25 protein-coding genes are annotated in these 25,154 nt (G+C 69.1%); 10 read left to right on the top strand and 15 right to left on the bottom strand.

Features of this window, described 5'->3' with window-relative positions; all coding sequences use genetic code 11:
- Position 1 precedes the first annotated feature (1 nt).
- Complete coding sequence (locus FVO59_RS02930) at positions 2 to 364, bottom strand: hypothetical protein (RefSeq protein ID WP_182254475.1); 363 nt, start codon at positions 362 to 364, stop codon at positions 2 to 4.
- Positions 365 to 575: 211 nt separating this feature from the next.
- Positions 576 to 1,943, bottom strand: a complete 1,368-nt coding sequence (locus FVO59_RS02925; RefSeq protein WP_182254473.1) for an MFS transporter — start codon at positions 1,941 to 1,943, stop codon at positions 576 to 578.
- Between the two features lie 119 nt (positions 1,944 to 2,062).
- Here FVO59_RS02925 and FVO59_RS16785 point away from each other — a divergent pair, with 119 nt between their 5' ends.
- Complete coding sequence (locus FVO59_RS16785) at positions 2,063 to 2,464, top strand: four-helix bundle copper-binding protein (RefSeq protein WP_524538371.1); 402 nt, start codon at positions 2,063 to 2,065, stop codon at positions 2,462 to 2,464.
- Positions 2,465 to 2,536: 72 nt separating this feature from the next.
- Here FVO59_RS16785 and FVO59_RS02915 read toward each other — a convergent pair whose 3' ends face one another.
- Positions 2,537 to 3,994 (bottom strand): sulfatase-like hydrolase/transferase, encoded by a 1,458-nt coding sequence (locus FVO59_RS02915; protein WP_182254470.1) that lies wholly within the window; start codon positions 3,992 to 3,994, stop codon positions 2,537 to 2,539.
- Between the two features lie 207 nt (positions 3,995 to 4,201).
- On the opposite strand from FVO59_RS02915, the gene FVO59_RS02910 reads away from it, so the two are divergent.
- From FVO59_RS02910 to FVO59_RS02895, 4 genes are all read left to right on the top strand, one after another.
- The gene (locus FVO59_RS02910; protein WP_182254468.1) at positions 4,202 to 5,503 is read left to right on the top strand and encodes an ABC transporter substrate-binding protein; all 1,302 of its coding nucleotides are present in this window, start codon (positions 4,202 to 4,204) and stop codon (positions 5,501 to 5,503) included.
- Complete coding sequence (locus FVO59_RS02905; protein ID WP_182254466.1) at positions 5,485 to 6,423, top strand: carbohydrate ABC transporter permease; 939 nt, start codon at positions 5,485 to 5,487, stop codon at positions 6,421 to 6,423. Before FVO59_RS02910 ends, FVO59_RS02905 begins: the two co-directional genes overlap by 19 nt.
- Positions 6,420 to 7,286: a carbohydrate ABC transporter permease gene (locus tag FVO59_RS02900; protein ID WP_182254464.1), complete on the top strand. Its 867-nt coding sequence runs from the start codon at positions 6,420 to 6,422 to the stop codon at positions 7,284 to 7,286. Before FVO59_RS02905 ends, FVO59_RS02900 begins: the two co-directional genes overlap by 4 nt.
- 84 nt (positions 7,287 to 7,370) lie before the next feature.
- Positions 7,371 to 8,249 (top strand): nucleoside hydrolase, encoded by an 879-nt coding sequence (locus tag FVO59_RS02895; RefSeq protein ID WP_182254462.1) that lies wholly within the window; start codon positions 7,371 to 7,373, stop codon positions 8,247 to 8,249.
- Positions 8,250 to 8,267: 18 nt separating this feature from the next.
- On the opposite strand, the gene FVO59_RS02890 is transcribed toward FVO59_RS02895, so the two are convergent.
- A complete protein-coding gene (locus FVO59_RS02890; protein ID WP_182254460.1) occupies positions 8,268 to 9,251 on the bottom strand; it encodes a LacI family DNA-binding transcriptional regulator in 984 nt (327 codons plus the stop codon).
- 80 nt (positions 9,252 to 9,331) lie between these two features.
- The gene (locus FVO59_RS02885; RefSeq protein ID WP_182254458.1) at positions 9,332 to 9,676 is read right to left on the bottom strand and encodes a hypothetical protein; all 345 of its coding nucleotides are present in this window, start codon (positions 9,674 to 9,676) and stop codon (positions 9,332 to 9,334) included.
- A 311-nt stretch (positions 9,677 to 9,987) separates the two neighbouring features.
- Between FVO59_RS02885 and FVO59_RS02880 the strand changes: the two genes are divergently transcribed.
- Positions 9,988 to 10,470, top strand: coding sequence for an FBP domain-containing protein (locus FVO59_RS02880; protein ID WP_182254456.1), 483 nt, complete (start codon positions 9,988 to 9,990; stop codon positions 10,468 to 10,470).
- A gap of 31 nt (positions 10,471 to 10,501) precedes the next feature.
- Here FVO59_RS02880 and FVO59_RS02875 read toward each other — a convergent pair whose 3' ends face one another.
- From FVO59_RS02875 to kynA, 5 genes are all read right to left on the bottom strand, one after another.
- Positions 10,502 to 11,146: a DsbA family protein gene (locus FVO59_RS02875; protein ID WP_182254454.1), complete on the bottom strand. Its 645-nt coding sequence runs from the start codon at positions 11,144 to 11,146 to the stop codon at positions 10,502 to 10,504.
- Positions 11,147 to 11,158: 12 nt separating this feature from the next.
- A complete protein-coding gene (locus FVO59_RS02870) occupies positions 11,159 to 11,956 on the bottom strand; it encodes a PaaX family transcriptional regulator (RefSeq protein ID WP_259363400.1) in 798 nt (265 codons plus the stop codon).
- A 128-nt stretch (positions 11,957 to 12,084) separates the two neighbouring features.
- Positions 12,085 to 13,311 carry a kynureninase gene (locus tag FVO59_RS02865; protein ID WP_182254450.1) on the bottom strand — a complete coding sequence of 409 codons (1,227 nt, stop codon included), beginning with the start codon at positions 13,309 to 13,311 and terminating at the stop codon, positions 12,085 to 12,087.
- Between the two features lies 1 nt (position 13,312).
- Positions 13,313 to 14,254 carry an amidohydrolase family protein gene (locus FVO59_RS02860; protein WP_182254448.1) on the bottom strand — a complete coding sequence of 314 codons (942 nt, stop codon included), beginning with the start codon at positions 14,252 to 14,254 and terminating at the stop codon, positions 13,313 to 13,315.
- Positions 14,255 to 15,109 carry a tryptophan 2,3-dioxygenase gene (gene kynA / locus FVO59_RS02855; protein ID WP_182254446.1) on the bottom strand — a complete coding sequence of 285 codons (855 nt, stop codon included), beginning with the start codon at positions 15,107 to 15,109 and terminating at the stop codon, positions 14,255 to 14,257.
- A 96-nt stretch (positions 15,110 to 15,205) separates the two neighbouring features.
- On the opposite strand from kynA, the gene FVO59_RS02850 reads away from it, so the two are divergent.
- Positions 15,206 to 16,702 carry a glutamate-cysteine ligase family protein gene (locus FVO59_RS02850; protein WP_182254444.1) on the top strand — a complete coding sequence of 499 codons (1,497 nt, stop codon included), beginning with the start codon at positions 15,206 to 15,208 and terminating at the stop codon, positions 16,700 to 16,702.
- A gap of 18 nt (positions 16,703 to 16,720) precedes the next feature.
- On the opposite strand, the gene FVO59_RS02845 is transcribed toward FVO59_RS02850, so the two are convergent.
- From FVO59_RS02845 to FVO59_RS02835, 3 genes are all read right to left on the bottom strand, one after another.
- Positions 16,721 to 17,263: a cysteine hydrolase family protein gene (locus FVO59_RS02845; RefSeq protein WP_182254442.1), complete on the bottom strand. Its 543-nt coding sequence runs from the start codon at positions 17,261 to 17,263 to the stop codon at positions 16,721 to 16,723.
- Complete coding sequence (locus tag FVO59_RS02840) at positions 17,260 to 18,729, bottom strand: purine-cytosine permease family protein (RefSeq protein ID WP_259363398.1); 1,470 nt, start codon at positions 18,727 to 18,729, stop codon at positions 17,260 to 17,262. Before FVO59_RS02840 ends, FVO59_RS02845 begins: the two co-directional genes overlap by 4 nt.
- A 70-nt stretch (positions 18,730 to 18,799) precedes the next feature.
- On the bottom strand, positions 18,800 to 19,141 hold the full coding sequence (locus FVO59_RS02835) for an ArsR/SmtB family transcription factor (RefSeq protein ID WP_259363397.1): 342 nt from the start codon (positions 19,139 to 19,141) through the stop codon (positions 18,800 to 18,802).
- Between the two features lie 83 nt (positions 19,142 to 19,224).
- Here FVO59_RS02835 and FVO59_RS02830 point away from each other — a divergent pair, with 83 nt between their 5' ends.
- Positions 19,225 to 20,529 carry an NAD(P)-binding domain-containing protein gene (locus tag FVO59_RS02830; protein ID WP_182254438.1) on the top strand — a complete coding sequence of 435 codons (1,305 nt, stop codon included), beginning with the start codon at positions 19,225 to 19,227 and terminating at the stop codon, positions 20,527 to 20,529.
- Between the two features lie 39 nt (positions 20,530 to 20,568).
- Here the strand turns inward: FVO59_RS02830 and FVO59_RS02825 are convergent, their stop codons facing one another.
- A complete protein-coding gene (locus tag FVO59_RS02825; protein WP_182254436.1) occupies positions 20,569 to 21,852 on the bottom strand; it encodes a M18 family aminopeptidase in 1,284 nt (427 codons plus the stop codon).
- A gap of 365 nt (positions 21,853 to 22,217) precedes the next feature.
- Between FVO59_RS02825 and FVO59_RS02820 the strand changes: the two genes are divergently transcribed.
- On the top strand, positions 22,218 to 23,081 hold the full coding sequence (locus FVO59_RS02820; protein ID WP_182254434.1) for an EamA family transporter: 864 nt from the start codon (positions 22,218 to 22,220) through the stop codon (positions 23,079 to 23,081).
- 147 nt (positions 23,082 to 23,228) lie between these two features.
- Here FVO59_RS02820 and FVO59_RS02815 read toward each other — a convergent pair whose 3' ends face one another.
- A complete protein-coding gene (locus FVO59_RS02815; protein ID WP_259363396.1) occupies positions 23,229 to 23,972 on the bottom strand; it encodes a GntR family transcriptional regulator in 744 nt (247 codons plus the stop codon).
- 172 nt (positions 23,973 to 24,144) lie between these two features.
- On the opposite strand from FVO59_RS02815, the gene FVO59_RS02810 reads away from it, so the two are divergent.
- On the top strand, positions 24,145 to 25,071 hold the full coding sequence (locus FVO59_RS02810) for a phosphate/phosphite/phosphonate ABC transporter substrate-binding protein (protein WP_182254432.1): 927 nt from the start codon (positions 24,145 to 24,147) through the stop codon (positions 25,069 to 25,071).
- Positions 25,072 to 25,154: the final 83 nt, after the last annotated feature.

Raw genomic sequence — 25,154 nt, 5'->3', positions numbered from 1 at the left:
CCTATCGGCTTCGGCGGGAGATGGCGACGCCGGCGACGATGAACGGCGCGGCGGCGAGGGCGATGGCGGGGTGGCGGCGGGTGCGCGTGCCCGCGTACGGGATGATCGCGAGCGGAACCAGCGAAGGCGAGAGCGCCAGCGCAGCGCGGCGGTCGCTCCGGATGCCCGTGACCAGCGCCACGATCGTCGTCGAGACGGTCGCGATGTAGAGCGCGTGATGCACCCAGCGGAACCGCTTGGTGTCGATCAGGCGCGCTGCGACGGCGGTGCCGAGCGCGCAGTTGGCCGCGTAGCAGAGCCCGGATGCCAGGAACGCGGCGGACGACGGATGCCGGTGCTTCACTGTCGGCCGCCTGCGTGTCATGGGATCAGCACACCACGCCGCAGGCATCCGGCGCGAGGGGTTGCGCTCGCCCCGGCTGCGCGGCAGTCACCGAGAACAGGAGAACATGCGAGCGCAGGCTGATTCGGCGCAGATCGTCCTGTTCTCGGGCGTTCGCCTGTGCTCGTGAGCGGCTCGGGCGACCAGCCGGCCCATCTCGTGGCGACCGGCCAGCGAACCATCCGCCGCCGGGTCAGTCCGCGGACGGCTCGGCGGGGTTGCGCCGGATGCCTATCCACGACACCACCCCGCCGGCGGCGAACAGCGCGGCGGTGACGAGCGCCGCGCTGTGGAACCCGTCGAGGTCGAGGGAGCCGCCCACGATGGTCGACAGCAGCGCGACCACGAGCAGCCCGGCCACTCGTGACACGGCGTTGTTCACCGCGGAGGCGATGCCGCTGCGACGTTCGTCGATCGCGCCGAGGATCGCCGAGGTCAGGGGCGCGACGGTCAGCGCGAGACCGAGGCCGAGCACGATCATGGACGGCAGCACCTGCCACCAGTAGTCGAAGGCATCGCCGACCGTGAGCAGCAGCAGAGCGCCGATCGACATGAGCAGCGGCCCGACGGACATGAACAGCCGTGGGCCGAGCCGCCCGGCCCACGCGCCGGCACGCGACGACAGCAGGATCATCAGCACGGTGATCGGCAGGCTGGCGAGCCCCGCCGCGGTGGCGCTGAGCCCAGGGCCCTGCTGCAGATACACGCCGACCACGAAGCCGTTGAGCGACAGCGCCGCGTAGATGAAGAGCGTCGAGATGTTGCCCCAGCCGAAGTTGCGCACCGTGAACATCGAGAGCGGCAGCAGCGGATGCGGCGAGCGGGCCTGACGCCACACGAACACCGCGAGCAGCACGAGACCCAGCAGCCCGGGCATCCAGATCGCGGGGGAGCCCCAGCCGAACCGCTCCTGCTCGATCAGCGCGAAGACGACCGCGCCCAGCCCGAGCGCGCAGAGGATGCCGCTCGTCCAGTCGACCCGCACATCGCGCTCGTGCTCCGGCAGGCGCAGCCGGCCGAGCAGCACGAGGTTCACCGCGATCGGCAGCACGTTGATGACGAAGACGAAGCGCCACGAGAGAAGGTCGACGAACAGTCCGCCCATGAGGGGGCCGACCAGCTGGGCTGCGGTGGTGAACGCTGTCCACACCCCGATCGCCCTGGATTGCAGCTCGCCGCGCATCATCGCGGTGATCAGCGCGAGCGAGCTGGGCACGAGCAGCGCGCCCGCGGCACCCTGGGCCGCGCGAGCGACGATGAGCACGAGCGGGTCGGGTGCGGCTGCGACGGCGATCGAGGCGATGCCGAAGGCGATCAGCCCTATCCGCATCACGCGAACGCGGCCGTATGCATCCGACAGCGAGCCGGCGAGCAGGATCAGCGCGCTGAGGGTGATGAGGTACGCATCGACCACCCACTGCTGGGTGACGATGCCGCCGCCGAGCTCGCGGCTGATCGCAGGCAGCGCGACGGTGACCACCGTGCCGTCGAGGAAGGTGACGAAGGAAGCCAGCACGGCGACCGCGACGACCAGTCGCTGCAGAGGGGTGAACGTGGGCACAGGGCGACCCTACTCCCGGCTGTCGACGTGCGGCGCGTGCAGGCGTACTCTGGCCGCAGGCGGGACGACCTGCCCCGTCTCAGCCCCGGTGCGAGCCGAAGACGAAGGCGGTGCGAGCGATGGATTCGATGATGATGGACGCGATGGCGTCCGAGATGAAGACCTCCGGCATGGAGATGATGGACATGTCGGTCATGCAGGCCTGCATGGATGCCTGTGCCGCCTGCGAGCAGGCGTGCACGGTCTGTTCGACGCAGATGATGGACTGCAGCGTGGCCTGCATGAACTGCGCAGACATGTGCGGCACGATGATGCGCTCGATGCTGCGGATGCAGGGCATGACCCCCGCGGTGATGATGTCGATGCTCGACGCCTGCATCGCGATGTGCCGCATGTGCATGGACGAGTGCATGGCGCACGCCGAGCACAGCGACGTCTGCCGGATGTGCGCTCAGGCCTGCAAAGCATGCATGGACGCGTGCATGTCGATGCGCGACATGATGATGAAGATGGCGTCCTGACGAGTCAGCCTTCTCCGGATCGGTGCCGCGACGCGGATGGGGGCGGACGAGCCCGGGGAGGGGGCTGGCGTTCTACGGGTTCTCTCCCCGCTGCCTCTCGTTCTGGATCCGCGCTTCAAGGCGGTGCATCCATGCCCCGTCTGCCGCGATCGCCGCTGGCCCCGGATCGCGCCAGGCCTCGTCGAGGTTGTGCCGGGGCAGATCCTCGACGCGGAGGCCGGAGGTGTCGGACTCGTCGTAGCGCGCGAAGTAAGACGTCAGGGTCGCTTCGAGCTCGTCGCGGACAGCACGGAACTCCGGCCGATCCCAGACGTCGGCACTTTCGCGCGGGTCGTGTTCGAGCGCGAACAGCTCGTCGGGTCCGTCGGGGTATCGCTTCACCAGCTTCATCGTCGAGGTGCGGGTCATCCGCAGATTGCCGTATTCCACGAACACGGCGTCGGCGCATTCTTCCTGGGGCCGGCCCATCAGCGGGCCGACGTACGACCGGCCCGGGTAAGGGGTCGGATGAAGGTCTGTGGGAGGTGTCGTGCCTGCGAGCTCGAGGAGCGTCGCGAACGTGTCGGTATGGTCGACGTTCTCGACCCGGTGCTGTCGGCCCAGGATGCCCGTGGGGAAACTGACGATCAGCGGCACGCGGATCGACTCGTCGACGACGTTGTAGGGGATCGTTCCATTGCCCTTGCCCCAGATTCCGTGCTGTCCGGCGTTGAGCCCGTGATCGCTCGTGTAGACGACGACCGTCGACTCGCTCAGCCCCTGGAGTTCGAGTTCGTCGATCAGGCGTCCCACCTGGTCGTCGATGTCTGTCACGGACGCGTAGTACTGTGCGAGCGCTTCACGCGGATCGTCACGGGAGGCGTACAGCGACTCCGAGCGCAGGCGGCCGAACGGGTACGTGAAGTCGTCGTGCACCGGGTGCAGCGCGCGCTCGCGGTAGCGCTCGACGAGACGGTCGGGGGCGTTGTCCCAGGGGCTGTGCGTGGCGATGTGCCCCACGAACAGGAAGAACGGCTTCGTGTGATCGCGTCGGCGCAGGAACTCGACGGCCTTGTCGGTGATCGCGTGCCGGTCGTACCCCGGGCCGCTCGGCGTCTCGGTCGGCCACGGCGCCGTGTATCCGTCTGGCCGGGAGATCTCGATGGAATGCGAGTACCAGAAATCGAACCCGGAGGGCGCGGCATCGTCGTGGCCCAGGTGCCATTTGCCGGACAGTCCGGTCGTGTAGCCCTGTTCGTGCAGGATCTCGGGCAGGAGCCTCTCCTTCGGCAGCCACCGCGTCGCGCGCACCTCCTCGTCGAGCTCGTTCAGGTAGTCGTGCATGCCGTGCTGAGAAGGAAGCCGCCCGCTGAAGAACGATGCGCGAGCGGGCGAGCACACCGGTGACGTCGTGAACGCGTTGGCGAAGCGCACCCCCGTCTTCGCCAGGTAGTCGAGGTTGGGCGTGTCGACATCGGCGTTGCCGTAGCAGCCGGCTGCCCACTGCGCGTGGTCGTCGGACATGATGACCAGGATGTTCGGTCGAGACATGGCGGGTCGTTCCTTCCTGCCTGTGCGGCATGACGAAGTCTCTCCAAGCCGGCGGTTGTCGCACCGTCGGCATGCTGATAATCTGCCATCTAATCGGTTAGTCTAAGCCCTTAGATCTCGAGTTCCAGGAAAAGTCGCCCGGCGCGAAGCGGCGTCGGCATCGGTTCAGCACCCCGTGAGCACGAGCCCACCCGGAAGGAAGACCCCATGAAGAAGAACGTCCGCAGAGCGGCAGGTGTGTCCTCGGCGGCGCTGGCCGGCATCGTGCTCGTCGGGTGCGCCGCCGGCGGTGACGCGGCGCCGTCGGCCCCGCAGGAGGAGGGTCCTGTCACCCTGAGCTTCGTCGGCGCCGACAACCCCGAGACGTACGCCCCGGTCATCGACGCCTTCGAGGCGGAGAACCCCGACATCACGGTCGAATACACCCAGATCCCGCTCGACAGCTTCTCGACGGCGATGCAGCAGCGCCTGAGTTCGAAGGACGACACCGTTGACGTCTACACGGTGAATCAGCCCAACATCGCATCCAACGCCGCCCAGGGATTCCTGGTCGACCTGTCGGCATATTCCGAAGAGCTGGAGCCGCTGGTGCCCGCCGATCAGTACGACGTCGGCTTCTACGACGAGAAGCTCTGGGCCCTGCCGGTCTGGACCTCCACGCAGCTGCTGTTCTACAACAAGGACCTGCTCGAACAGGCGGGGGTCGCGTTCCCCTCCGCTGACCCGGCCGAGGCGATGACCTGGGAGCAGGTGGTCACGCTGGGCACGCAGGTGCAGCAGGCCACCGGCGCGGCGTCCGGTCTCACGATCGAGGCGGAGACGTACTACGGCCTGCAGCCCCTCGCCGAGTCGCTCGGCGGCGGTTCGGGGGTGACCGGCTCCGGAATGCTGGAGGCCGACATCGCCAATGCCGGCTGGGTGAAGGCGATGGAGTGGTACCAGAGCCTGTACACCGACGGCGTCTCCGAGCGGCTCCCGTCGCTGCAGGGCCAGACCTACTTCATGGACAGCAACGCAGCGTTCTACGTGGGCGGGCCATGGGACGTCGGGATCTTCGCCGACTCGGAGGTCGAGTGGGGCGTGGCGCCCTTCCCATACTTCGCCGAGGGTGAGCGGGTCACTCCGACGGGCTCGTGGTCGTGGGGCATCAGCCCCTACTCCAAGCACCAGGAGGCGGCGAAGAAGTTCATCGAGTTCGGCTCGCTGAACCCCGAGGGCAATCGCGCCACCACCGAGGTGACGACGATCATCCCGTCGAACCTCGAGGCGATGTCCGACTTCCTCGCCGAGCTCGACGGCAGAGCCGGTGAGCGAAGTGCCGGAACGGCCGCGATCATCGCCGACGCCAGCGAGGAGACGGCCGTCGCGCGACCGACCACCGTCGGCTATCTGCAGTTCGAGCAGATCGTGAACAAGGCTTTCAGCGACATCGCGAACGGCGCCGATGTGAAGGAGCGCCTGGACAAGGCGCAGGAGGAGCTCAAGGACGCATGGTCCGCGATCAGATGACGAGCGTTCGGGGCGGCGACCATGTCGCCGCCCCGAACCGGGGGCGTCGGCGCCGCAGGGGCACCGCGCTCGCGGCACTGGCATTCCTCGCGCCGGCGCTCGCCGCGCTGATCCTGCTGCGGCTGCTCCCTGCCGGCCTCGCGGTGAGGGAGAGCTTCTTCGCACGCAGCTTCTTCGGCGGCGGCGAGATCTTCGTCGGGTTCGAACGGTACGCCGAGCTCTTCACGAGCCCCGACTTCCTCAACTCCCTGCAGGTGACGCTCGTCTTCGCGATCATCATCAACCCGCTGCAGGTCGGTGCGGCATTCCTGCTCGCGTACCTGTACACGCGCCGCGCGGCCGGGTCGCGCATCTGGCGCTCTTTCGTGATCCTGCCGATCGCCGCACCGGCAGCGGTGGCCGCCGTCGTATGGAGCGTCATCTACCGTCCAGACGGTCTGGCCAACGCACTGCTCGCCGTGTTCGGCATTCCCGCACAGCCCTTCCTGAACTCTCCCGACCAGTCGCTCGCCGCGATCATCGTGCTGCTGTCGTGGACGGCTGTCGGCTACTACATGCTGTTCCTCATCGCGGGCATCAACGACATCCCCGCCGAGCTGTACGAGGCCGCGTCCATCGACGGAGCCAGCGCGTGGCACAAGCTGTGGCACATCACGCTGCCGATGTGCAGGCGCCCGCTGGCGTTCGTGCTGGTGGCCGACACCGTGCACAATTTTCTCGTCTTCGCGCCGGTGCAGATCCTCACACAGGGCGGGCCGCAGGGATCCACCGACCTGCTGATGTACGACATCTACGAGCGCGCGTACACCCTCGGCGACACGAACGCAGCGAACGCCGAGGTCGTGGTGCTGGTGGTCATCACCCTGCTCGTCGTGCTGGCGCAGTTCCGCCTCCTCGGCGGAGAGAAGGAACGAGCATGACGAGCACACGCACGAACACCAGCACGCGCCGGTCGCGGCCGCAGCGCGCGTACGTGATCTCGAGTGTCCTCGGCGCCGCCATCGGGTTGCTCTTCGTGCTGCCCCTGCTGTGGGCGCTGATCAGCTCGCTGCGCCCCGGCGCCGAGGTGCTTCGCTTCCTCAACCCGCTGCAGTGGCACACGTTCGTGCCATCGGCGCTGACCTTCGACAACTACGTCGCCCTGCTCGAGACGAAGCTCGGCATCGGCATCCTGAACTCGCTGATCGTCTCGTTCGTCACGGTGCTGTTCGGCCTCGTCGTCTGCGCAGCGGCTGCGTTCGCACTGGCTGCCATCCCCTTCCGCGGGCGCGGCGCCGTGTTCGGCATCATCGTGCTGAGCTTCCTGATCCCGTTCGACGCGATCGCCATCCCGCTCGCCGATCTGTTTCGCGACTGGCAGCTGCAGAACACGTACACCGCGCTGATCCTTCCCGGCATCGGCAACGGCCTGGCCATCTTCATGCTGAGGCAGTTCTTCCTCGCGATACCCAAGGAGCTCGTCGAGGCGGCGACCCTCGACGGCCTGGGCTGGTTCGGCGTGTTCCGCCGCATCCACCTGCCGCTGTCGGTGCCTCCGCTGATCGGCGCCGGGCTGACCCTCTTCCTGTTCCAGTGGCAGTCGTACATGTGGCCGCTGCTGATCGGCACCGACACGCAGCACACTGTCGGGCCGGTCGCGCTGGCCGGCCTCGAAGGCGAGTTCTCGGTCGACTACGGCGTGCTCTTCGCCGGGGCGATCGTGCTCACCGTGATCCCGCTCGTGATCATCATGAGCCTGCAGCGCTACTTCATCCACTCCGTATCAACCTCCGGAATGAAGTAGCCGTGGCGAGCGCAGCCGGGTCAGCGGACACCGGGCGAGCCGGCGCGCCCCGATACTCACCGCACCTCTGAACGAGAAGGCACTATGACCGAAACACGCACCGTGATCCTCGACACCGACATCGGGACAGATGTCGACGACCTGCTGGCACTCGCCCTGATCCTCGGCGACCCAGGGATCGACCTGCACAGCGTCACCACCGTCTACGGCGACACGGTGCTGCGCGCGCGCCTGGCCGCACGGATCCTCGGCGTCGCTGGAGCGGACGTCCCCGTGCACGCCGGACGCGCGCACCCGCTCTCGGGCAAGGAGGTGTGGTGGGCCGGGCACGAGGGCGCCCTGCACGAGGGCCTCGAGAATGAGACGATCGCGTCTGATGACGCAGTCGCGCACCTGGTGTCCGCAGTGCTCGCAGCACCCGGGCGAATAGACCTGATCGCGATCGGGCCGCTGACGAACGTGGCCGCCGCGATCCAGCACGAACCGCGCTTTGCGGGCGCGGTGCGCCATCTGTGGATCATGGGCGGCTCTTTCGGGGCGCATGAGCCCGAGCACAACTTCCGCAGCGACACCGCCGCCGCAGGCATCGTATTCGCCTCCGGCATCCCCACCACAGTGACGGGGCTCGAGATCACCCGACTGATCAACATCGGCTCCGACGGAGTCGCCGCCATCGCGGGCAGCGGGCCGCTGGGGCGCCTGATCGAGGCCGAGATTCGGCAGTGGTGGGCGTTCTGGGGGACGGAATGGAATGTCCCGCACGACCCGGTGACGGTGCTCACCATGACCGCGCCCGAGCTGTTCCGCTTCAGCGCACCCGGCACGTTGAGCGTGAACGCGATCGACGGCGCGTCTGCCTTCCACGAGGGCGGCGGCGCCGTGCGCGTGGCCATCGGGGCGGATGCGGCCGCAGTGGCAGGGCGGATCATCTCGGGCATCGCCTCGATCCAGGCCCGGACGTGAGGCAGGCGGCCCCCGCGATCAGTCGTGGGGGCCGCAGGAATCGCGCACGACGAGCTCGAACGGAACAGTCCCGTGGGTCGGCTCCGGGCCGCGACGAAGCATCTCCAGCGCGCTCTCGGCCAGATCGTCGATGGGCTGGCGCACCGACGTGAGCGGGGGCCAGGAGAACGCCGAGTGCTCGGTCGCATCGAAGCCCGTCACCGCGACATCGGCCGGAACGCGCAGGCCTGCGCGGGCGCACGCGAAGAGCACACCGTGCGCCTGCTCGTCGGTCGTGCAGTAGACCGCCCGCGGGTGGTGCCCGCTGGAGAGCACCGCCGCGAACACCTCGGCGGTCTCGGCGCGGCTGATCGGGCTGCGGATCTCGGTGGCTGTGAGCTCCCTTCCGGCCGCACGGACCGCCGCGCGGAAGCCGCTGCGGTGCTGACGCACACCAGCCGAGTCTCCGTCGCTGCTGAGCAGGGCGATGGAGTCATAGCCGTGGTCGATCAGGTGCATCGTCATAGCCCGCGCAGCGCGACGGTAGTCGACGGAGAGGGATGAGAGCCGGCTGCCGGCGGGCACCGGCTGCAGCGCGAGCACCGGTACTCCTGCGTCGGTCAGCGGTGCGATGTCGGGCTCGTCGCTGAGCGACACCAGAACGGTCGCGTCGACGCGGCGTTCGGCGAAGGCCGCGATGTGCGCCCGCTCCCGTTCGGCATCGAGCCCCGAGTCTCCGATCAGCAGCAGGTCGCCCAGCGTCGCTGCGGCCCCTTGCAGCGCGCGCGCCAGTTCACCGAAGAATCGGTTGGCGATGTCGGGGACGACCAGTCCGATCGACGCCGTACGCCCGTGGCTCAGCGCGCGGGCGAGAGCATTGGGGCGATAGTTCAATCGGGCCGCGGCCTGCAGCACGCGTTCGCGTGTGTTCGGCGAGACGTTGCGCGGGCCGTTGTTGAAGACGTAGCTCACCACGGCGGTGGAGGTGCCCGCCAGGTCGGCGACATCTTTTCCCGTAGCCATGACGCCCCATCCAATCGGTTAGATGTGACCAATATAGATGCTCGAGCGACTCGGAAGCGTTCGCGACGCGTGCTGACGAGTCAGCGGGCGACGTTGTACAGCACGCGGCCGACCGCCAGCACGTCGTAGGCCGCATGCAGCGCGACGGGCGTGCCGGCAGGCGCCTCGAGCGCGGCCCCGCCTGCGCTCCAGATCGAGAGCACGTCGCCCTGAAGCGTGCGCAGGGTGAGGGATCCGGATGCCGCATCGGCCGTCTCCACGACGGCATCCACCCAGCTCAGCGGCGTGGCAGAAGCCATCCGCGCCTGGATCAGATGCAGCGCGTGTCCCGGTGCGTACGAGGAGCACACGTCGCCGTGGTCGCACATGCACGCCGCACGCTCACGCACCTCGAGGGGCGAAAGGCGGGTCAGCGGCGTGTTCACGTGGTTCTCCTCACGGGTCGGGATGAACCGAGAGTACGTCCGACCCGACCGCGCGTCGACCGAGGCCGACATGCGGCGACACATTGGCGATGCGATCGGCGGCGTACACTTGACGCCGTGTTGTCTGCAGAGTGCGCCGTCCAGGCGCGAGAGGTGATCGTCGGCGCATCACGCGCCGACGGCAGAGGCTGAGAGCGATCCGGCGGCGGAACCCCCGTCACCGGTGTCTCGTGGTATCCGGCATCCGATCTGAAGGATGCGCCTCACTCTCCCGCCGACCGTCGTCGGCACCTCGACAAGAAAGCACTGCCATGCGTCCCATCGACGAGCGCGCCATCCGCGCGTCCTTCCGCAACGCCTCTCGCAAGGAGGCCTCATCGCTCACCCTCCCACCCGACTTCGACGCGATCGACTTCGAACGGCTCGACTACCTCGGCTGGTTCGACCCGAAGATGCCCCGCCGCGCGTACGTGGTCACCGAGGTCGACGGCGAGCCCGTCGGCGTACTGCTGCAGCGCACAGAGCAGCGCACTCGCAGGCGCGCGCAGTGCTCGTGGTGCGACGACGTCACTCTGCGCAACGACGTGCAGTTCTTCTCGGCGCGCAAGGCCGGTGGCGCCGGTCGCAACGGCGACACGATCGGCACGCTGATCTGCGAGAACTTCGGCTGCTCGGCCAATGTGCGCCGGCTGCCTCCGCTCGCATACGAGGGGTACGACCGCGAGCTCGCGCGCGAGCTGCGCATGCTCCGGCTGCGCGAGCACGTCGACGCATTCGTGCGCGAACTCGGCTGAGATCCGCTGACGGAGGGGCCAGACCCCTCCGTCAGCGCGACTGCGCTTCGATGATCGCCTTCTCCAGATCGCCCCATCTCGTGATGGTGACCTTCCGCCCGTCGACGAAGAACGTGGGAGTCCCCTCGACGCCGAGGAAGGTTCCCTCCGACTTGTCGCGGCGCACCCGCTCCGCCGTGGCGGGGTCGTCGACCGCAGCGTCGTACGCGTCCATGTCGAGGCCCACCTCCTCGGCGAGAGCGCGGAACGTCTCGGCGTTCGGCTCGGCGGCCCCGCCCCACTCGGCCTGCGTCTCGAAGAGGTGCTGGTACATCGCCTCGAACTCACCCTGCTGGGCGGCCGCCTCGGCGGCGAGGGCCGCGTTCATCGAGTTCACGTGCCCGGGCAGGGGGAAGTAGCGCACCGCATAGGTGATCTGCCCGGCGTACTTCTGTCGCAGGTCTTCGACCACGGGGTAGTAGGCGCCGCACGCCTCGCACTCGAAGTCGAGGAACTCCACCACGGTCACCGCGTCCGGCCCGGCGTCATCGAGCACGTGCGACTCCTCGCGCAGCACCTGCGGCTTCGGGTCGTTCTCGGACTCGGCGCGCTGTGCGACGGCGTACACGAGCAGACCGATCAGCAGCACCATGATCAGGCCGCCCGTGATGATGACGGCCTTGACGGAGTTCTTCATGCTTCGATCCTGTCAGCTTCGGCCGACGGCGCCGCGCGCATGAGCCAGCGCCTGCGAGGTCAGCGCCGACGACAGCCGCTCGAACTCCTGCACGCTGCGCTCGCCGGGCCAGTCCTCGGGCAGCAGCGACGCGGGCAGCCCGGGGTCGACGTAGGGCAGCACTCGCCAGCTGTCGATCAGGCGCACATAGGCGGCGAACGGCTCGGCGCGGTCGAGGTCGACGAGCGAGGCCAGGAAGCGCTCGTGCTCGGCGCGCAGCGCCTCCAGATCCCACCATCGTGCGGCGGCGTCGGGCAGCGGCTCGGCCGGCATCGGATCGCTGGTGCGGAAGAGCGTCGCGTAGGAACGAGCGTCCAGCTCCGCCAGCAGCTGATCGACCTCGCCGGCGAGGTGGCCGGGCAGGATCCAGAGCCCCGCCGTCACCGCTCCGGCGCCGAGGAACTGCAGCCGTCGTCGCAGCTGGTGCCTGAGGTCTCTGCGCGTCTCGGGGATGGTGGCCGACACGAGCATCCACTCATCGCCCGCCGCCATCGTGCGCACCGAGAAGATGCGCCTGTCGCCGCGCTCGAGCATCGGCAGCGCGGCCGGGTTGAGCGCGTACCCGGCGTCCGCAGTCGCGATCAGCAGGCCGCGCTGCTTGAGCCGGGTGATCGCCGTGCGCGCCCGCGCCGCGGGGATGCCCAGGTCGCCCGCCAGGCGCACGAGCGCGGCAGACGAGATGCGTCCGCCGAGCGGGCGCAGATACAGCCCGATCAGGGTGCGCAGCAGCGAGGTGGTGCTGCCGGGCCGCGCCTCGATGTCATCGAGCACGACCCTCTCACCCCCGCCGAGCACGACCCCGTCATCGCCGACACCCCCACTTCGCGCCGACACCCCCGGCTGCGGACGCCCGTACGTGGGGGTCTCGGCACCAGGTAGGGGTGTCGGCGAGGAAGGACTCATGACTGCAGCGCGTCGCGCACGGCGATGACACCGCGCAGGGTCTCCTCGTGCGAGGTGCTCAGGGGCGACAGGCCGAGGCGGATGCCGTCGGGGAACCGGAAGTCGGGGATCACGCCGTCGGCCCACAGCCGCTTCGTGACCTCCTGGAACGAGTCGTGCCCGATGGTCACGTGCCCGCCACGGCGCGACGCCTCGCGCGGCGACAGCAGTCGCACGCCGAGCGGGGCGAGCAGCGCATCGTAGGCGCGGATCGCGAAGTCGGTGAGCGTGATCGACTTCGCCCGGAGGGCGGTGATGCCCTCGGCCTCGATCAGGTCGAGCATGCCCTGCATCGCGAGCATGGACAGCACGGGAGGGGTGCCGCTGAGCAGCTGCCGGATGCCCGCGACCGGGGCGTACTCCGGTCCCATCGCGAAGATGTCGGCCGCGCCCCACCAGCCGTGGATCGGCTGCGTCACGGCGCCGTGATGCTCGGCCCGCAGGTAGCCGAAAGCGGGAGAGCCCGGCCCGCCGTTCAGGTACTTGTAGGTGCACCCGACCGCCATGTCGACGCCCCACTCGTCGAGCTGCACGGGCACGACGCCGACGGAGTGGCACAGATCCCAGAGCATCAGCCCGCCGGCATCCTTCACCACGGCGGTGATCTCGGGCATCTGCGCGAGCGAGCCCGAGCGGTAGTCGACGTGGCTGAGCGCGACGAGCGCAGTGCGCTCGGACACCGCGGCGGCGACCTGCTCTGCGCTCACGCCGGAGATCGGGTCGGGCTCCACCCAGCGCAGCGTCGCGCCGGTCTCGTTCGCGACCCCGGCGGCGATGAAGCGGTCGGTGGGGAAGTTGCCCGCCTCGATGACGATCTCGCTGCGGCCGGGGCGCGCCGCCATCGCAGCCCGCATGAGCTTGTAGAGCATCACACTGGTCGAGTCGGCGACCACGGTCTGTCCTTTCGCGGCGCCCAGGGCGATCGCGCCGATCCGGTCGCCGAGGCTCATCGGCAGCGCCATCCACTGCTCGTCCCACGAGCGGATCAGCCGCGTGCCCCAGTCGTCGCGGATGAACGCGGCCGCCTTCTCGGGCAGGTCGCGCAGCGGTCGGCCGAGGGAGTTGCCGTCGAGGTATGCGACGACGCCAGGAGCGTCGGCGAACGCGCTGAGGTGATGGGCGAGCGGATCGGCCTGGTCGAGCTTGCGGGCCTCGGCGAGCAGGTCGGCGGTGATGTCGGTCATGTCACGGCTCCGTGATGTCGATGTCAGCGAGGGTCAGGCGGCGAGCCCGGTTCGGATCGCCGTGGGGAAGCAGAAGCAGGGGGCCGCCGTCGAGCGGGTCGGCGGGGGAGAGGGATGCCAGCAGGTCGACCCCGTCGATGCCCGCGGCGCGCAGCGCGTCGACCTCGGCCTCGCGCAGGTCGACGGGGGTGGGCCCGTTGCCCATGTCGGTGCCGTAGAGGATCTCGCCTCCGGCGGCGGCGAACCGGCGCACGTTGTCGACGGCGATCGAACGCGCCGCGCCGTCGTGGACGGCCATGGTCGAGATCCACGACGCGGATGCCGCTTGAGCCGCTATCTCGGCATCGCTCAACGGCTCGCTGAACGGGGCGTGCGCGAGGCGGGTGGCGCCGAGGCGCACAGCGCGCTGCGCCTGACCACGGCCCTCGGCGTGCGCAACGACGGGTATGCGATGCACGGCCGCCTGACGCACGACAGCACGGAAGGCGTCATCGTCGAGGACGGGGCCGGCCTCGCCGTGCGCGACGACCTTGATGAACGACACTCCGAATGCGGCGAGTTCGTCGACCGCACGAGCGGCGTGCTCGGCATCCGGGATCTCCCGCACCGAACCCGGAGGCGCCCAGGCCCGATCCGAGGGATAGCCGCCTGGCGCGGTGAGGAAGGGACCGGCATAGCCGACGACGACCGGGCCCGGGACGTCGGAGATCCAGTTCGGATCGGCGCCGAGATCGACCACCCGGCCGAGCCGTGAGGCCGCCAGCAGCGCGTGATCGACGAGCTGCAGATGCACGTGGTGGTCTGTGAAGAGCCCGGTCACCACGCCGTCGAGGCGCGCCGTGCCGGCAGGCGCGGGCCTGTCGAACAGCTGCGGCGCGCGGTCGCGCGCGACGACCGTGCCCTCGCGCAGGCCCTCTCCGTCGAAGAACGTGACCGACCGCATTCAGCGGCCGATCTCGGTGCGCACGCTGTAGAGCTCGGGGAAGAACGTCAGATCCAGTGCCCGCTGCAGGAAGCTCACACCGCTGGAGCCGCCGGTGCCGACCTTCATGCCGATGGTGCGAGTGACGGTGCGCAGGTGACGGAAGCGCCAGAACTGGAAGTTGTCCTCGACGTCGACGAGCTCCTCGCAGGCCTCGTAGAGGTCCCAGTGCTCGTGGGGGTGCTCATAGATCTCGCGGATCGCCTGCACGAGCTCGGGGTGCTCGCGGTAGGGCTGGCGCACGTCGCGGTCGAGGATCTCCTGCGGAATGGGCAGACCGCGGCGCGAGGCGTAGCGCAGGAACTCGTCGTACAGGGTCGGGCGCTCCCATTCGGCGGTGAGCATGGCGAGGTTCTCGGGGTGATCACGGAAGACGCTGAGCATCCGCTCGTTCTTGTTGCCGAGCGCGAACTCCACAGCGCGGTACTGCACCGACTGGAAGCCAGACGAATTGCCCAGGTCGCCGCGGAACTGCGCGTACTCGGTGGGAGTGAGGGTGGCGAGCACCGACCACTGCTGCGTCAGCACCTCCTGGATGTGCTTGACGCGGGCGATGTGCTTGAGCGCCGAACGCAGGTCGTCGTCGGCGAGGCGGTCACGCGCTGTGCCCAGCTCGTGCTGCACGAGCTTGAGCCAGAGCTCGGTCGTCTGGTGCTGGATGATGAACAGCATCTCGTCGTGGTGCTCGGGCTGCGAGACCGGATGCTGAGAGCTGAGGAGCCGGTCGAGGTCGAGGTACGACCCGTAGGTCATCCGATCCTTGAGGTCGGTGACGATGCCGTCTTCGAGCGTGCGTTCGTTGTCGCCGGTGGCCATGACCTGAATGTATCAGCAGCGTGTCGGGCGTCACAATTGTGAAATCGAATCGTATTCGATTGGACGCGCGTCGGAACGCGGGGCTAGTTTCTCGCCATGGGAGACAGCGTCGCCGCTCAGAGCTTCTCGCGTCAGGATCGAACCCTGTTCCGCAGCAGGGTTCGACGATGCCTCGACGCCCTCGCCTCGATGCTCGCCGACGGGCAGTTCGACGTATCCGAGCCGCAGCTCGGCCTCGAGATCGAGCTGAATCTCGTCAATGACAAGTGCGAGCCGGCGATGTCGAACGAGAAGGTGCTCGAGGCGATCGCGAGCCCGGCGTTCCAGACCGAGCTCGGCCAGTTCAACGTCGAGATCAACGTCGCGCCTCGCCCCATCGCGACCGGCAGCATCCAGGAGCTCGAGAACGTGCTGCGCGCCGCCCTCAATGCCGCCGACGACCGGGCGCACGAGGTGGGCTGCGGGCTGGCGATGATCGGAATGCTGCCGACGCTCGACGAGCACCACTTCACCGAGGAGTGGATCTCCGCCGACCCGCGCTACAGCCTGCTCGGTCAGCAGGTCCTCGCCGCCCGCGGCGAGGACATCGAGCTGCGTCTCGACGGCGGCGCGCTCACCGACGGCGGACCCCGCGAGGTCCTCGACATCGTGTGCGACACGATCCTGCCCGAGGCCGCGTGCACGTCTGTGCAGCTGCACCTTCAGGTGCCGCCGGAGGAGTTCGCGTCGTATTGGAACTCGGCGCAGGCGATCGCCGGCGTGCAGGTCGCGCTCGCCGCGAACTCGCCCTTCTTCGCCGGGCGGGCGCTCTGGCATGAGACGCGCATCCCGATGTTCGAGCAGGCCACAGACACCCGCTCTCAGGAGCTGAAGAACCAGGGCGTGCGCCCAAGGGTCTGGTTCGGCGAGCGCTGGATCACCTCGATCTTCGACCTGTTCGAGGAGAACTCCCGGTACTTCCCCGCCCTGCTGCCCGTGTCGAGCGACGAGGACCCGTTCGAGGTGCTCGCCGGCGGAGGCATCCCGTCGCTCTCGGAGCTGCGGATGCACAACGGCACGGTCTACCGCTGGAACCGGCCCATCTACGACACGCAGGACGGCGGCTACCACCTGCGGCTCGAGAACCGCGTGCTGCCCGCGGGGCCCAGCATCGCCGATGTGCTCGCCGACGCGGCGTTCTACTACGGGCTCGTGCGCTCGCTCGCGGAGGCCGATCGCCCGCTGTGGACGCAGATGACCTTCGACGCCGCCGAGGAGAACCTGCATTCCGCGGCGCGCGACGGCATCGAGTCGCGGCTGTACTGGCCGGGTGTCGGCTGGGTCGGCCCGCGCGAGCTGGTGCTGCGGCGGCTGCTGCCGCTCGCCGCCGAGGGGCTGGATGCCTATGGCGCGACCTCCGAGGTGCGCGACCGCTACCTCGGCATCATCGAGCAGCGCTGCCTGACCGGCCGCAACGGAGCCACCTGGCAGCGGTCGCACGTGGCGGCTCGCGAGGCGGCCGGCGAGTCGCGCTCGCAGGCGCTGCACGGCATGCTCGCCGACTATCTCGAGCGGATGCACTCCGGCGAACCGGTGCACACCTGGGAGCCCTGACCCGCGAACCGGCGCGGGTCAGCCCAGAGTCTCTGCGGTCGTCTGCAGCGTGATCTGCGGTGGGTACAGTCCCATCACGTGCAGTGCGGCCGCATGGTTCTCGGCGGTCGATCCCGCGCAGGCGTCGGTGACGATGGTGAGGTGCGCCCCGGCATCCGCCGCCGCCAGCGCGGTCGACAGCACGCAGCAGTCGGTCGAGACCCCTGTGAGCACGATATGCGCGCCTGGGCCGACGACGCTCTCGATCTCGCCGCCCCACTTGCCGAACGTCGGAAGGTCGAGCGTCGCTCGCGGCGAGAGGCCCGTGGCCTCCGGCACGAGGTCGAAGAGGGCATCCGTCGGCGGCTGGTCGGCGAACGGCCACGCGGCGAAGTACTCGCCCCATGACGTCGACCGGTCAGCCGTCGGCATCCACCTGGTCACCAGCACCCGCTCGCCGAAGCGCTCGGCGAGCAGCCGGATGTTCTCCATCGCCGCTGCGAAGAACGGCGAGCCCCATTCCGAATCAGGAGAGGCGAAGATGTTCTGCGGGTCGATGACGACCAGCCATCCTCTGCTCACCCCTGCTCCTGGCGACGGATGCGCCCTGCGCGGGCGAACCACGTGACGACGAACGAGAGCACGAGGGCGAAGAAGACGCCGAGGTTCGCGTATGCCCACTCGCCGTCCTTGCCGCCGATCAGCGGCAGCAGGTAGCCCTGCCAGTTGTTCCAGGCGGCGTCCTCTGCGAAGAGGTTGACGACGAAGCCCCAGCCGATGATCGAGGCGACGATCATCGTTCCGATCGAGGTCCAGTCCCAGGCGCCGTAGCGTCCGTTCGGATCGAACAGCGCGGCTTCGTCGTAGTCGCGGCGACGCCTCAGGATGTCGGCGATCAGGATGCCCGCCCACGAGGCGAGGGGCACGCCGAGCGTGATGAGGAACGACTGGAACGGGCCGAGGAAGCCCTGGTCGCCGAACACGACGAGGATCGTCACGACGGTGAGGATGAGGCCGTCGATGCCCGCTGCCGCGGGCCGCGGGATCCGGATGCCGAGGCTGAGCAGGGTGAGGCCGGAGGAGTAGATGCCGAGCACCGCGCCCGAGACGAGGGCGAGCACGGCGGTGAGCAGGAAGGGCACGAGCACCCAGAGCGGCAGGATCGAGGCGAGGGCGCCGATCGGATCGGCGGCGACGGCGGCCCTCAGCTCGGGGTCGGACCCGGCGAGCAGCACGCCGAAGGTGACGAGGATCACGGGGGCGATGGCCCCGCCGAACGTGTTCCAGAACACGATCGCGCCGTCGGATGCCGTGCGCTTCTGGTAGCGAGACCAGTCCGCGGCGATGTTGATCCAGCCGAGCCCGAATCCGGTCATGACCATCACCAGTGCGCCGATGACCTGACCTGCGCTGCCCTTCGGCTGCGAGAGCACGTCCGCGAGGTCGATGCTGGGTGCGGCGAGGATGACGTAGAGGATCGTGACGACGCCGGTGATCCAGGTGAGCACCGACTGCAGCTTCATGATCGTGTGATAGCCGAGCACCGAGGCGGTGACGATGAGGGCCGCGACGATCACCGTCGCGATGATCTTGAGCGTGACGCTGTCTCCGTCTCCGCCGAGCCGGGTGATCACGGTCGCGGTGGCGAGCACGGCCATGATCGCGAGGAAGGTCTCCCATCCGATCGACGTCAGCCACGACACGATGCCTGGCACCTTCTGCCCGTGCACGCCGAACGCCGCACGCGAGAGCACCATGGTCGGCGTCGATCCGCGCTTGCCTGCGATCGCGATCAGTCCGCAGAGCAGGAACGACACGACGATGCCGATGATCGCCACGACCGTCGCCTGGTAGAACGAGATGCCGAAGTCGAGCACGAATGAGCCGTAAGACATGCCGAACACCGACACGTTCGCGGCGAACCAGGGCCAGAACAGGTCGCGAGGCTTCGCGGTGCGCTCGGACTCGGGGATTATCTCGATGCCGGTGCGCTCGATCAGGGTGGAGCTCGGGGACGAGGAAGGGCTCTGCGATTCAGAAATGGACACGATGCCTCCGAGGTGACGGGATGTGCTCATCCTGGCACCACCGTCGCCTCGGCGTCAGCATGGATCGCGGTCAGAGCGGACGCAGGGCGTCGGCGGCGGCAGCCAGCGCCTCGCCGTTCACGGCGAAATAGGCCCATCTTCCCCGCTGCTCGCGCGTCACGAGTCCTGCCTCGGCGAGAAGCTTCATGTGATGCGACACCGTGGCCTGAGAGAGGCCGACCGGCTCGGTGAGGTCGCAGATGCATGCCTCGCCGCCTTCGCTGCGGGCGATGAGGGAGAGCAGGTGGACGCGGGTGGGATCCCCGAGAGCCTTGAACACGCGGGCGAGGCCATCGGCCTGCTCCGGCATGAGTGACGAGGTCACGCGCGGTGCGCAGCACGCCGATCGCTCGATGGTCGCAGGAAGGCTCACGCCGATATCCTCTCACGTATTGACAAACTTCGATAGGTGAGACACGGTTCTCATATTGACGTTCTTCGATCTGAGGAGATCCGATGCCGGAATCACCCGTCGTCATCATCGGCGCCGGCCCGCAGGGCCTTGCCGCCGCAGCCCACCTGACCGAGCGCGGCGTGGACGCCCTCGTCGTCGAACGCGGAACGGGCCCCGGTGCCGCCGTGTCGGAGTGGGGGCACGTCCGGCTCTTCTCGGCCTGGCCGGAGCTCATCGACGCAGCGGCGCGGCGCCTGCTCGAGAGGACGGGGTGGGATGCTCCCGACCGCGGATACCCGACGGGCGCGGAGTGGGTGAGCCGGTACCTGCAGCCCCTGGCGGATGCCCTGGGGACCCGTATCCGCTACGGCACGGCAGTGACGGGCATCGCTCGCCGCGGACGGGACAAGGTCGTCGACAGCGGGCGGAGGAGTCAGCCGTTCGTGGTGCATGCGACCGATGCGCAGGGGCGCGACGAGCGGATCGTCGCCCGCGCCGTGATCGATGCGAGCGGAACCTGGGGCCGGCCCAACCCGGCCGGCGCCGACGGGTTCCCCGCGGTGGGCGAGACCGCCGCATCCGACCGCATCTCGTACCGCATCCCCGACGATGTCTCGTCGTTCGCCGGAGCCCACGTCGTGGTCGTCGGCGCCGGGCACTCCGCGACGCACACGGTGCTTCGCCTGAGCGAGCTCGCCCGCCGAGACGGCGGCACGAGGATCACCTGGCTGCTGCGTCGCGGAAGCACGGCGAAGCTGTTCGGAGGGGGAGACGGCGATGAGCTCGCCGAGCGGGCGGTGCTCGGCACGCGCGCTCGCAAGGTGATCGAGACCGGCGTCGTCGAAGTGATCACGGGGTTCCGCGTCGCCGAGATCCGAGACGACGCCGCGGGGCTGACGATCCTCTCCGAGGCGGGCGGCGAGATCGCGGGCGTGGATCACGTCTTCGCGCTCACCGGGTTCCGCCCGGACACCGGCATCCTCCGAGAGCTGCGCATCGATCTCGACGCCTCCCTCGACGCCGTGGCCGGGATCGCGTCCGAGATCGACCCGAACATCCATTCCTGCGGCTCGGTGTCGGCGACCGGGGCGCGCCAGCTCGCGCAGCCGGAGCAGGACTTCTTCATCGTCGGCGCGAAGTCGTACGGCAGGGCGCCGACCTTCCTCGCCCTGACCGGCTTCGAGCAGGTGCGCAGCGTCGCCGCGCACCTGGCGGGCGACTCCGAGGCGGCTGCGCGCACCGAGCTCGTGCTGCCCGACACCGGCGTCTGCGGCGGCTCAGGAGACTTCGGCGAGGACGCGGGTGGATGCTGCGGATCCGCGCCCTCGCTCATTCAGCTCGGTGCTCGCCCCGTCGTCGCGGGCTGACCTCGGCGGGTCGGCCCGAGCCGCTGCCCTGGGGTGCGCTCAGCCGGCGAAGAAGGCCCGCGCGACGCGCGACAGGTCGTAGAGGTCGCTCACACCCGCGAGCTCGCGGGCGGAGTGCATCGACAGGATCGGGATGCCGACGTCGACCGTCCTGATGCCGAGACGCGTCGCCGTGATCGGGCCGATCGTCGACCCGCAGGGTACGGCGTTGTTCGAGACGAACTCCTGCGACCGCACGCCGGCGGTGTCGCACCATGCCGCCCAGGCGGCGGCGCCGACGGCGTCGGTCGCGTAGCGCTGATTGGCGTTGATCTTGAGGATCGGGCCCGACCCGAGCAGCGGCTGCACGACGGGGTCGTGCTTGTGCGGGTAGTTCGGGTGCACCGAGTGGCCGACATCGCTCGACAGGTGCCAGGATGCCGCGAACGCCCGGCGCTGCTCGGTGGCATCGGCGCCGAGCGATGCGTACACGCGCACGAGGACGTCCTCGAGGAAGGGGCCGGCCGCTCCCGAGCGCGATTCCGACCCGAGCTCCTCGTGGTCGAAGGCGGCGAGCACGGGGATGACGCCGCTCGCATCCGCAGACGCTTCGATCAGCGCGACCACTCCCGCATGCACGGAGGCGAGGTCGTCGAGGCGGCCTGACGCGAAGAACGCGTCGTCCTTGCCGAAGACCGCGCCGCGGGCGGCATCCGCCACCACCGCGTCGAAACCGCGGATGTCGGCCGGGTCGACTCCGGCCGATGCCGCGAGCTCGGCGAGGATGTCGGCGGATTCGGCGTCGCCGAGGCCCCACACCGGCTGCGTGCCGGTCTGCTTGTCGAGTGCGAGTCCGTCGTTCACGCCGCGGTCGAGGTGGATCGCGAGCTGCGGCAGACGCAGCAGCGGACCGGTGGCGGCGAGCACGACTCGGCCGTCGGCCAGTGCCAGGCGTCCGGCGAGACGCAGCTCGCGGTCGAGCCACGAATTCAGCAGCGGCCCGCCGTAGACCTCGACGGCGGCCTGCAGCCAGCCGCGCGACCCGGTCGTCGGCTTGGGCTTGAGCTTGAAGCCGGGGGAATCGGTGTGCGCACCGAGCACGTGAACGGGTGTGATCGCGGCGGCATCCGCCGGCACGGCCCAGGCGATCGCCGCGCCGTCGCGCACGACGACGAATCGGCCACCGGCCTGCGTCGGCCACTCGGCCGTCTCGTCGAGGCGGGTGAACCCGGCGTCTTCGAGTCGGCGGGCGACCTCTTCGGCGGCGTGGTAGCTCGACGGGGACGCGGCGACGAAGTCGGCGAGATCAGCGGCATGCGTGTGGGCGGCGGAGACAGCGGGCATGTGTTCGAGCCTATCCGGATGCCCCTCGCGCGGCCGCCGTCGCGCTTCGCGCCGCCCGCGCACCGCACGAGAACAGGAGAAAATGCGAGCACAGGCTGGAATCTCGTGTAAGGGCCTGTTCTCGCGTGATCTCCTGTTCTCGGTGAGCGTCGCCCGCGGCGGCGCGCAGCTGATGACGGGCGGGCGGATGCCTCGCCGCGGCGGAGCGGTTAGGGTGGGTGTCGACAGCGCCTAGGGTTCCGGGGCATCCGCCCGACTGGTCCGAGCGGCGCCACGGCATCGCCCCGCGGCGGGGCCGTCATCTGAACGGACAAAAGCCTGGAGGACCCGTTCGTCGCGCCCGCGGCGGGCAGAAGGGTCTTCGGATGTCCGTCCTAGCCATCGTCCTGGCGCTCGGCGCCGCTGTCGCGCACGCCGCCTGGAACGTCATCGCGCACAACGTGAGCCGCGCCGGCGCGCCCTTCCTGTGGTGGGGTGCCGTCGCGAGCACGATGCTGTGGATCGGGGTCATCCCGTTCACGGGAGGGCTCGGCACCGACGACATCGCCGGTTTCGCGCTCGGCGTCGCCGTCTCGGCGGTGCTGCACGTGCTGTACATGTCGGTGCTGCAGCGCGGGTACCAGCTGGGCAACCTCTCGACCGTCTACGCGACCGCGCGAGGCAGCGGCCCGTTCCTCGCGGTCATCGTGGCCATGCTGCTGCTCGGCGAGCGACCGTCGCCTGCGGCGCTGATCGGCGTGGGGCTGGTGATCGTCGGCGTCGTCGCCGTTGGTTTCGTCGACAGGCCCGCGGCGGGCGAACGACGGGGCATCGACCCGGCCGTGCTGTTCGGATTGCTCACCGGGGTGATGATCGCGACGTACACGATCTGGGACGCGCATGCCGTGCGCGAGTGGAGTCTGTCGCCGGTCGCATTCATGGTGGGCACGACGCTGGCGCAGCTGCCCTTCTACACGATCGTCGTGCGCCGCAGGTGGGGTGTCGTGCGCGAGCTCGGACGCCGCGAGTGGCGGCGGATCCTCGCCTTCGGCATCCTCTCGCCGCTGTCGTACATCCTCGTCCTGCAGGCGATCACGCTCGCACCGGTGGCGCTCATCGCGCCGCTGCGCGAGGTGAGCGTGGTGCTGGTGAGCCTGTTCGGCGCGTTCGTGCTGCGCGAATCGCGGCCAGCGTGGCGAGTGGCGGCCTCGGTCGTGGTGGTCGGCGGAGTAGTGCTGATCGCACTCTGAAACGGCATGATCGCACTCCGAATCGGCATGCCGTTTCGCCCGGTGCATCGGTCGATTCGCTGCCTGAGAACAGGAGAACGTGCGAGTACAGGACGGAATGCACGAGAGGATCCTGTTCTCGGTGAATCACCTGTTCGCGAGACGCACTCAGCCGCCGACGGCCCGCAGGTACTGGCCGTCGGCGGCGATGCCCGAGCCCGCGACGGTGAAGCGGACGACGTCGCCGAGGTAGCGGTCCTGCGAGGCTTCGAAGACGCGGCCGTCCGCGTCGCGAGAGATGCGGCTCAGCCTCAGCAGCGGGGTGCCCTGCGGCACACGCAGCAGGGCGGCATCGCGTTCGTCGGCTGCGATGGCGTCGATCTCGTGCTGCACGCCGACGATCGGATGCCCGTGTGAGCCGAGGTACTCCGTGATCGACACCGCGTCGGTGTCGACCTGGAACAGCAGGCGCCCCACGTCCTCGGTGTAGTTCAGTCGCTCGACCATCGTGGGGCGTCCGTCGAGCAGCCGCAGCCGCAGCACGCTCACGATCTGCCCCTCGGGGGCGATGCCGAGGGGCTCCGCCAGTTCGGCGGCGCGGCGCAGGCTCACCTCCTGGGTCTGCGCTCCCGGCTCCAGGCCGAGGTCGCGAGCCCAGCGCGTGAAGGGCACCGACATGTCGACGGCCTGCGTCGCCTTCACCGAGACGACTCTCGCGGGGCGTCCGCGCGTCGTCTCGACCAGGCCCTCGGAGCGCAGCGCCGCGAGGGCGTTGCGGATGGGACCGCGCGAGGTCTGCCACCGCTCGGCGAGCTCGGCCTCGGTCGGCACGTCGTCACCAGGGCGCAGTTCGCCTGACGCGATCCGCGCACGCAGATCGTCGGCGATGTCGATGTACACAGCTCGGGACACATAGGCATATTACTTGCGCACGTGTGACGCGGGTGGCTCGTTTCTCGGATGTTCATCCAGGGAAATCCTTGGTGAACGAGCGGCGAACACTGCCGAGATAGGTACATTTCTCGGCATCCGGCCTGTCAGAGTCTCTCTCGGACACCTTCCCGACACCCCCTGAAAGGTCCTCATGAAGCTTCGTGCTCTCCCCGCCATCGCCGGCGCCGCCCTGCTGGCGCTCGGCCTCGCCGCATGCTCCGGCCCCGCCGGTGCGGCGCCAGGCAGTGACGCACCCGCCGACAAGGCCGGCGGCTACGCGGTCGACGAGAACACCCTCGTGTTCGGCGTCGTGCCCGACTCGGTCGACACCGAGACCAACTACCAGCCGCTGATGGACTACATCGCCGAGAAGACGGGCAAGTCGGTCGAGTACCACGAGTCGACCGACTACGCCGCCCTGATCGAGGCCGCCATCGCAGGCAAGGTCGACGTCGCCTCGTTCTCGGGCTTCACCTACGTCACCGCCACCAACAACGGCGCCGAGCTCACCCCGATCTCGTCGATCGTGACCAAGGAGGGCCAGGAGCCCGGCTACTACTCCCAGGCCATCGCACCCGCAGGCTCCGACGTCGACGGAATCGAGGACTTCGCGGGCAAGAAGGTCTGCTTCGTCGACCCGTCGTCGACCTCCGGCTACCTGTTCCCCTCGTACAACCTGCTCGAAGCGGGCATCGACCCCGAGAAGGACATCACCCCGGTGTTCGCAGGCAAGCACGACGTCAGCGTCGCCAAGACCGGCGAGGGCAAGGAGTGCGAGGTGGGCTTCGCCGAAGACAGCGAGGCCGCGAAGTCCGACAAGGTGAAGGTCGTCGCCGAGACCATGGTCCCCGGCGCCCCGCTCGTCTACTCCAACACCCTCCCCGAAGACGTCGTCACCGTGCTGACCGACTCGCTCGCCGAGGTCACCATCGACGACATCATCGCCGCGGGCATCGAGAGCGCCGACTCCGACGCGTTCCGCTCGGTGTTCTACGCCACCAAGCCGGTCGACGACGAGTACTACGACCTGATCCGCGACATCTGCAAGAAGACCAACGCGACCCAGTGCCAGTCCTGATGCCCTGACCGACGAGCCCCGCGGCGACGCCGCGTTGCGCCCGTCGGAACGGTCATCGAGCGACGCGGCGAAGCCGCGGAGTC

This window comes from Microbacterium esteraromaticum, assembly GCF_014084045.1.
Lineage (GTDB): Bacteria > Actinomycetota > Actinomycetes > Actinomycetales > Microbacteriaceae > Microbacterium > Microbacterium esteraromaticum_D.
Note: the sequence above shows the minus strand (reverse complement) of the source record. Positions and strands in the feature narration are given on the sequence as shown.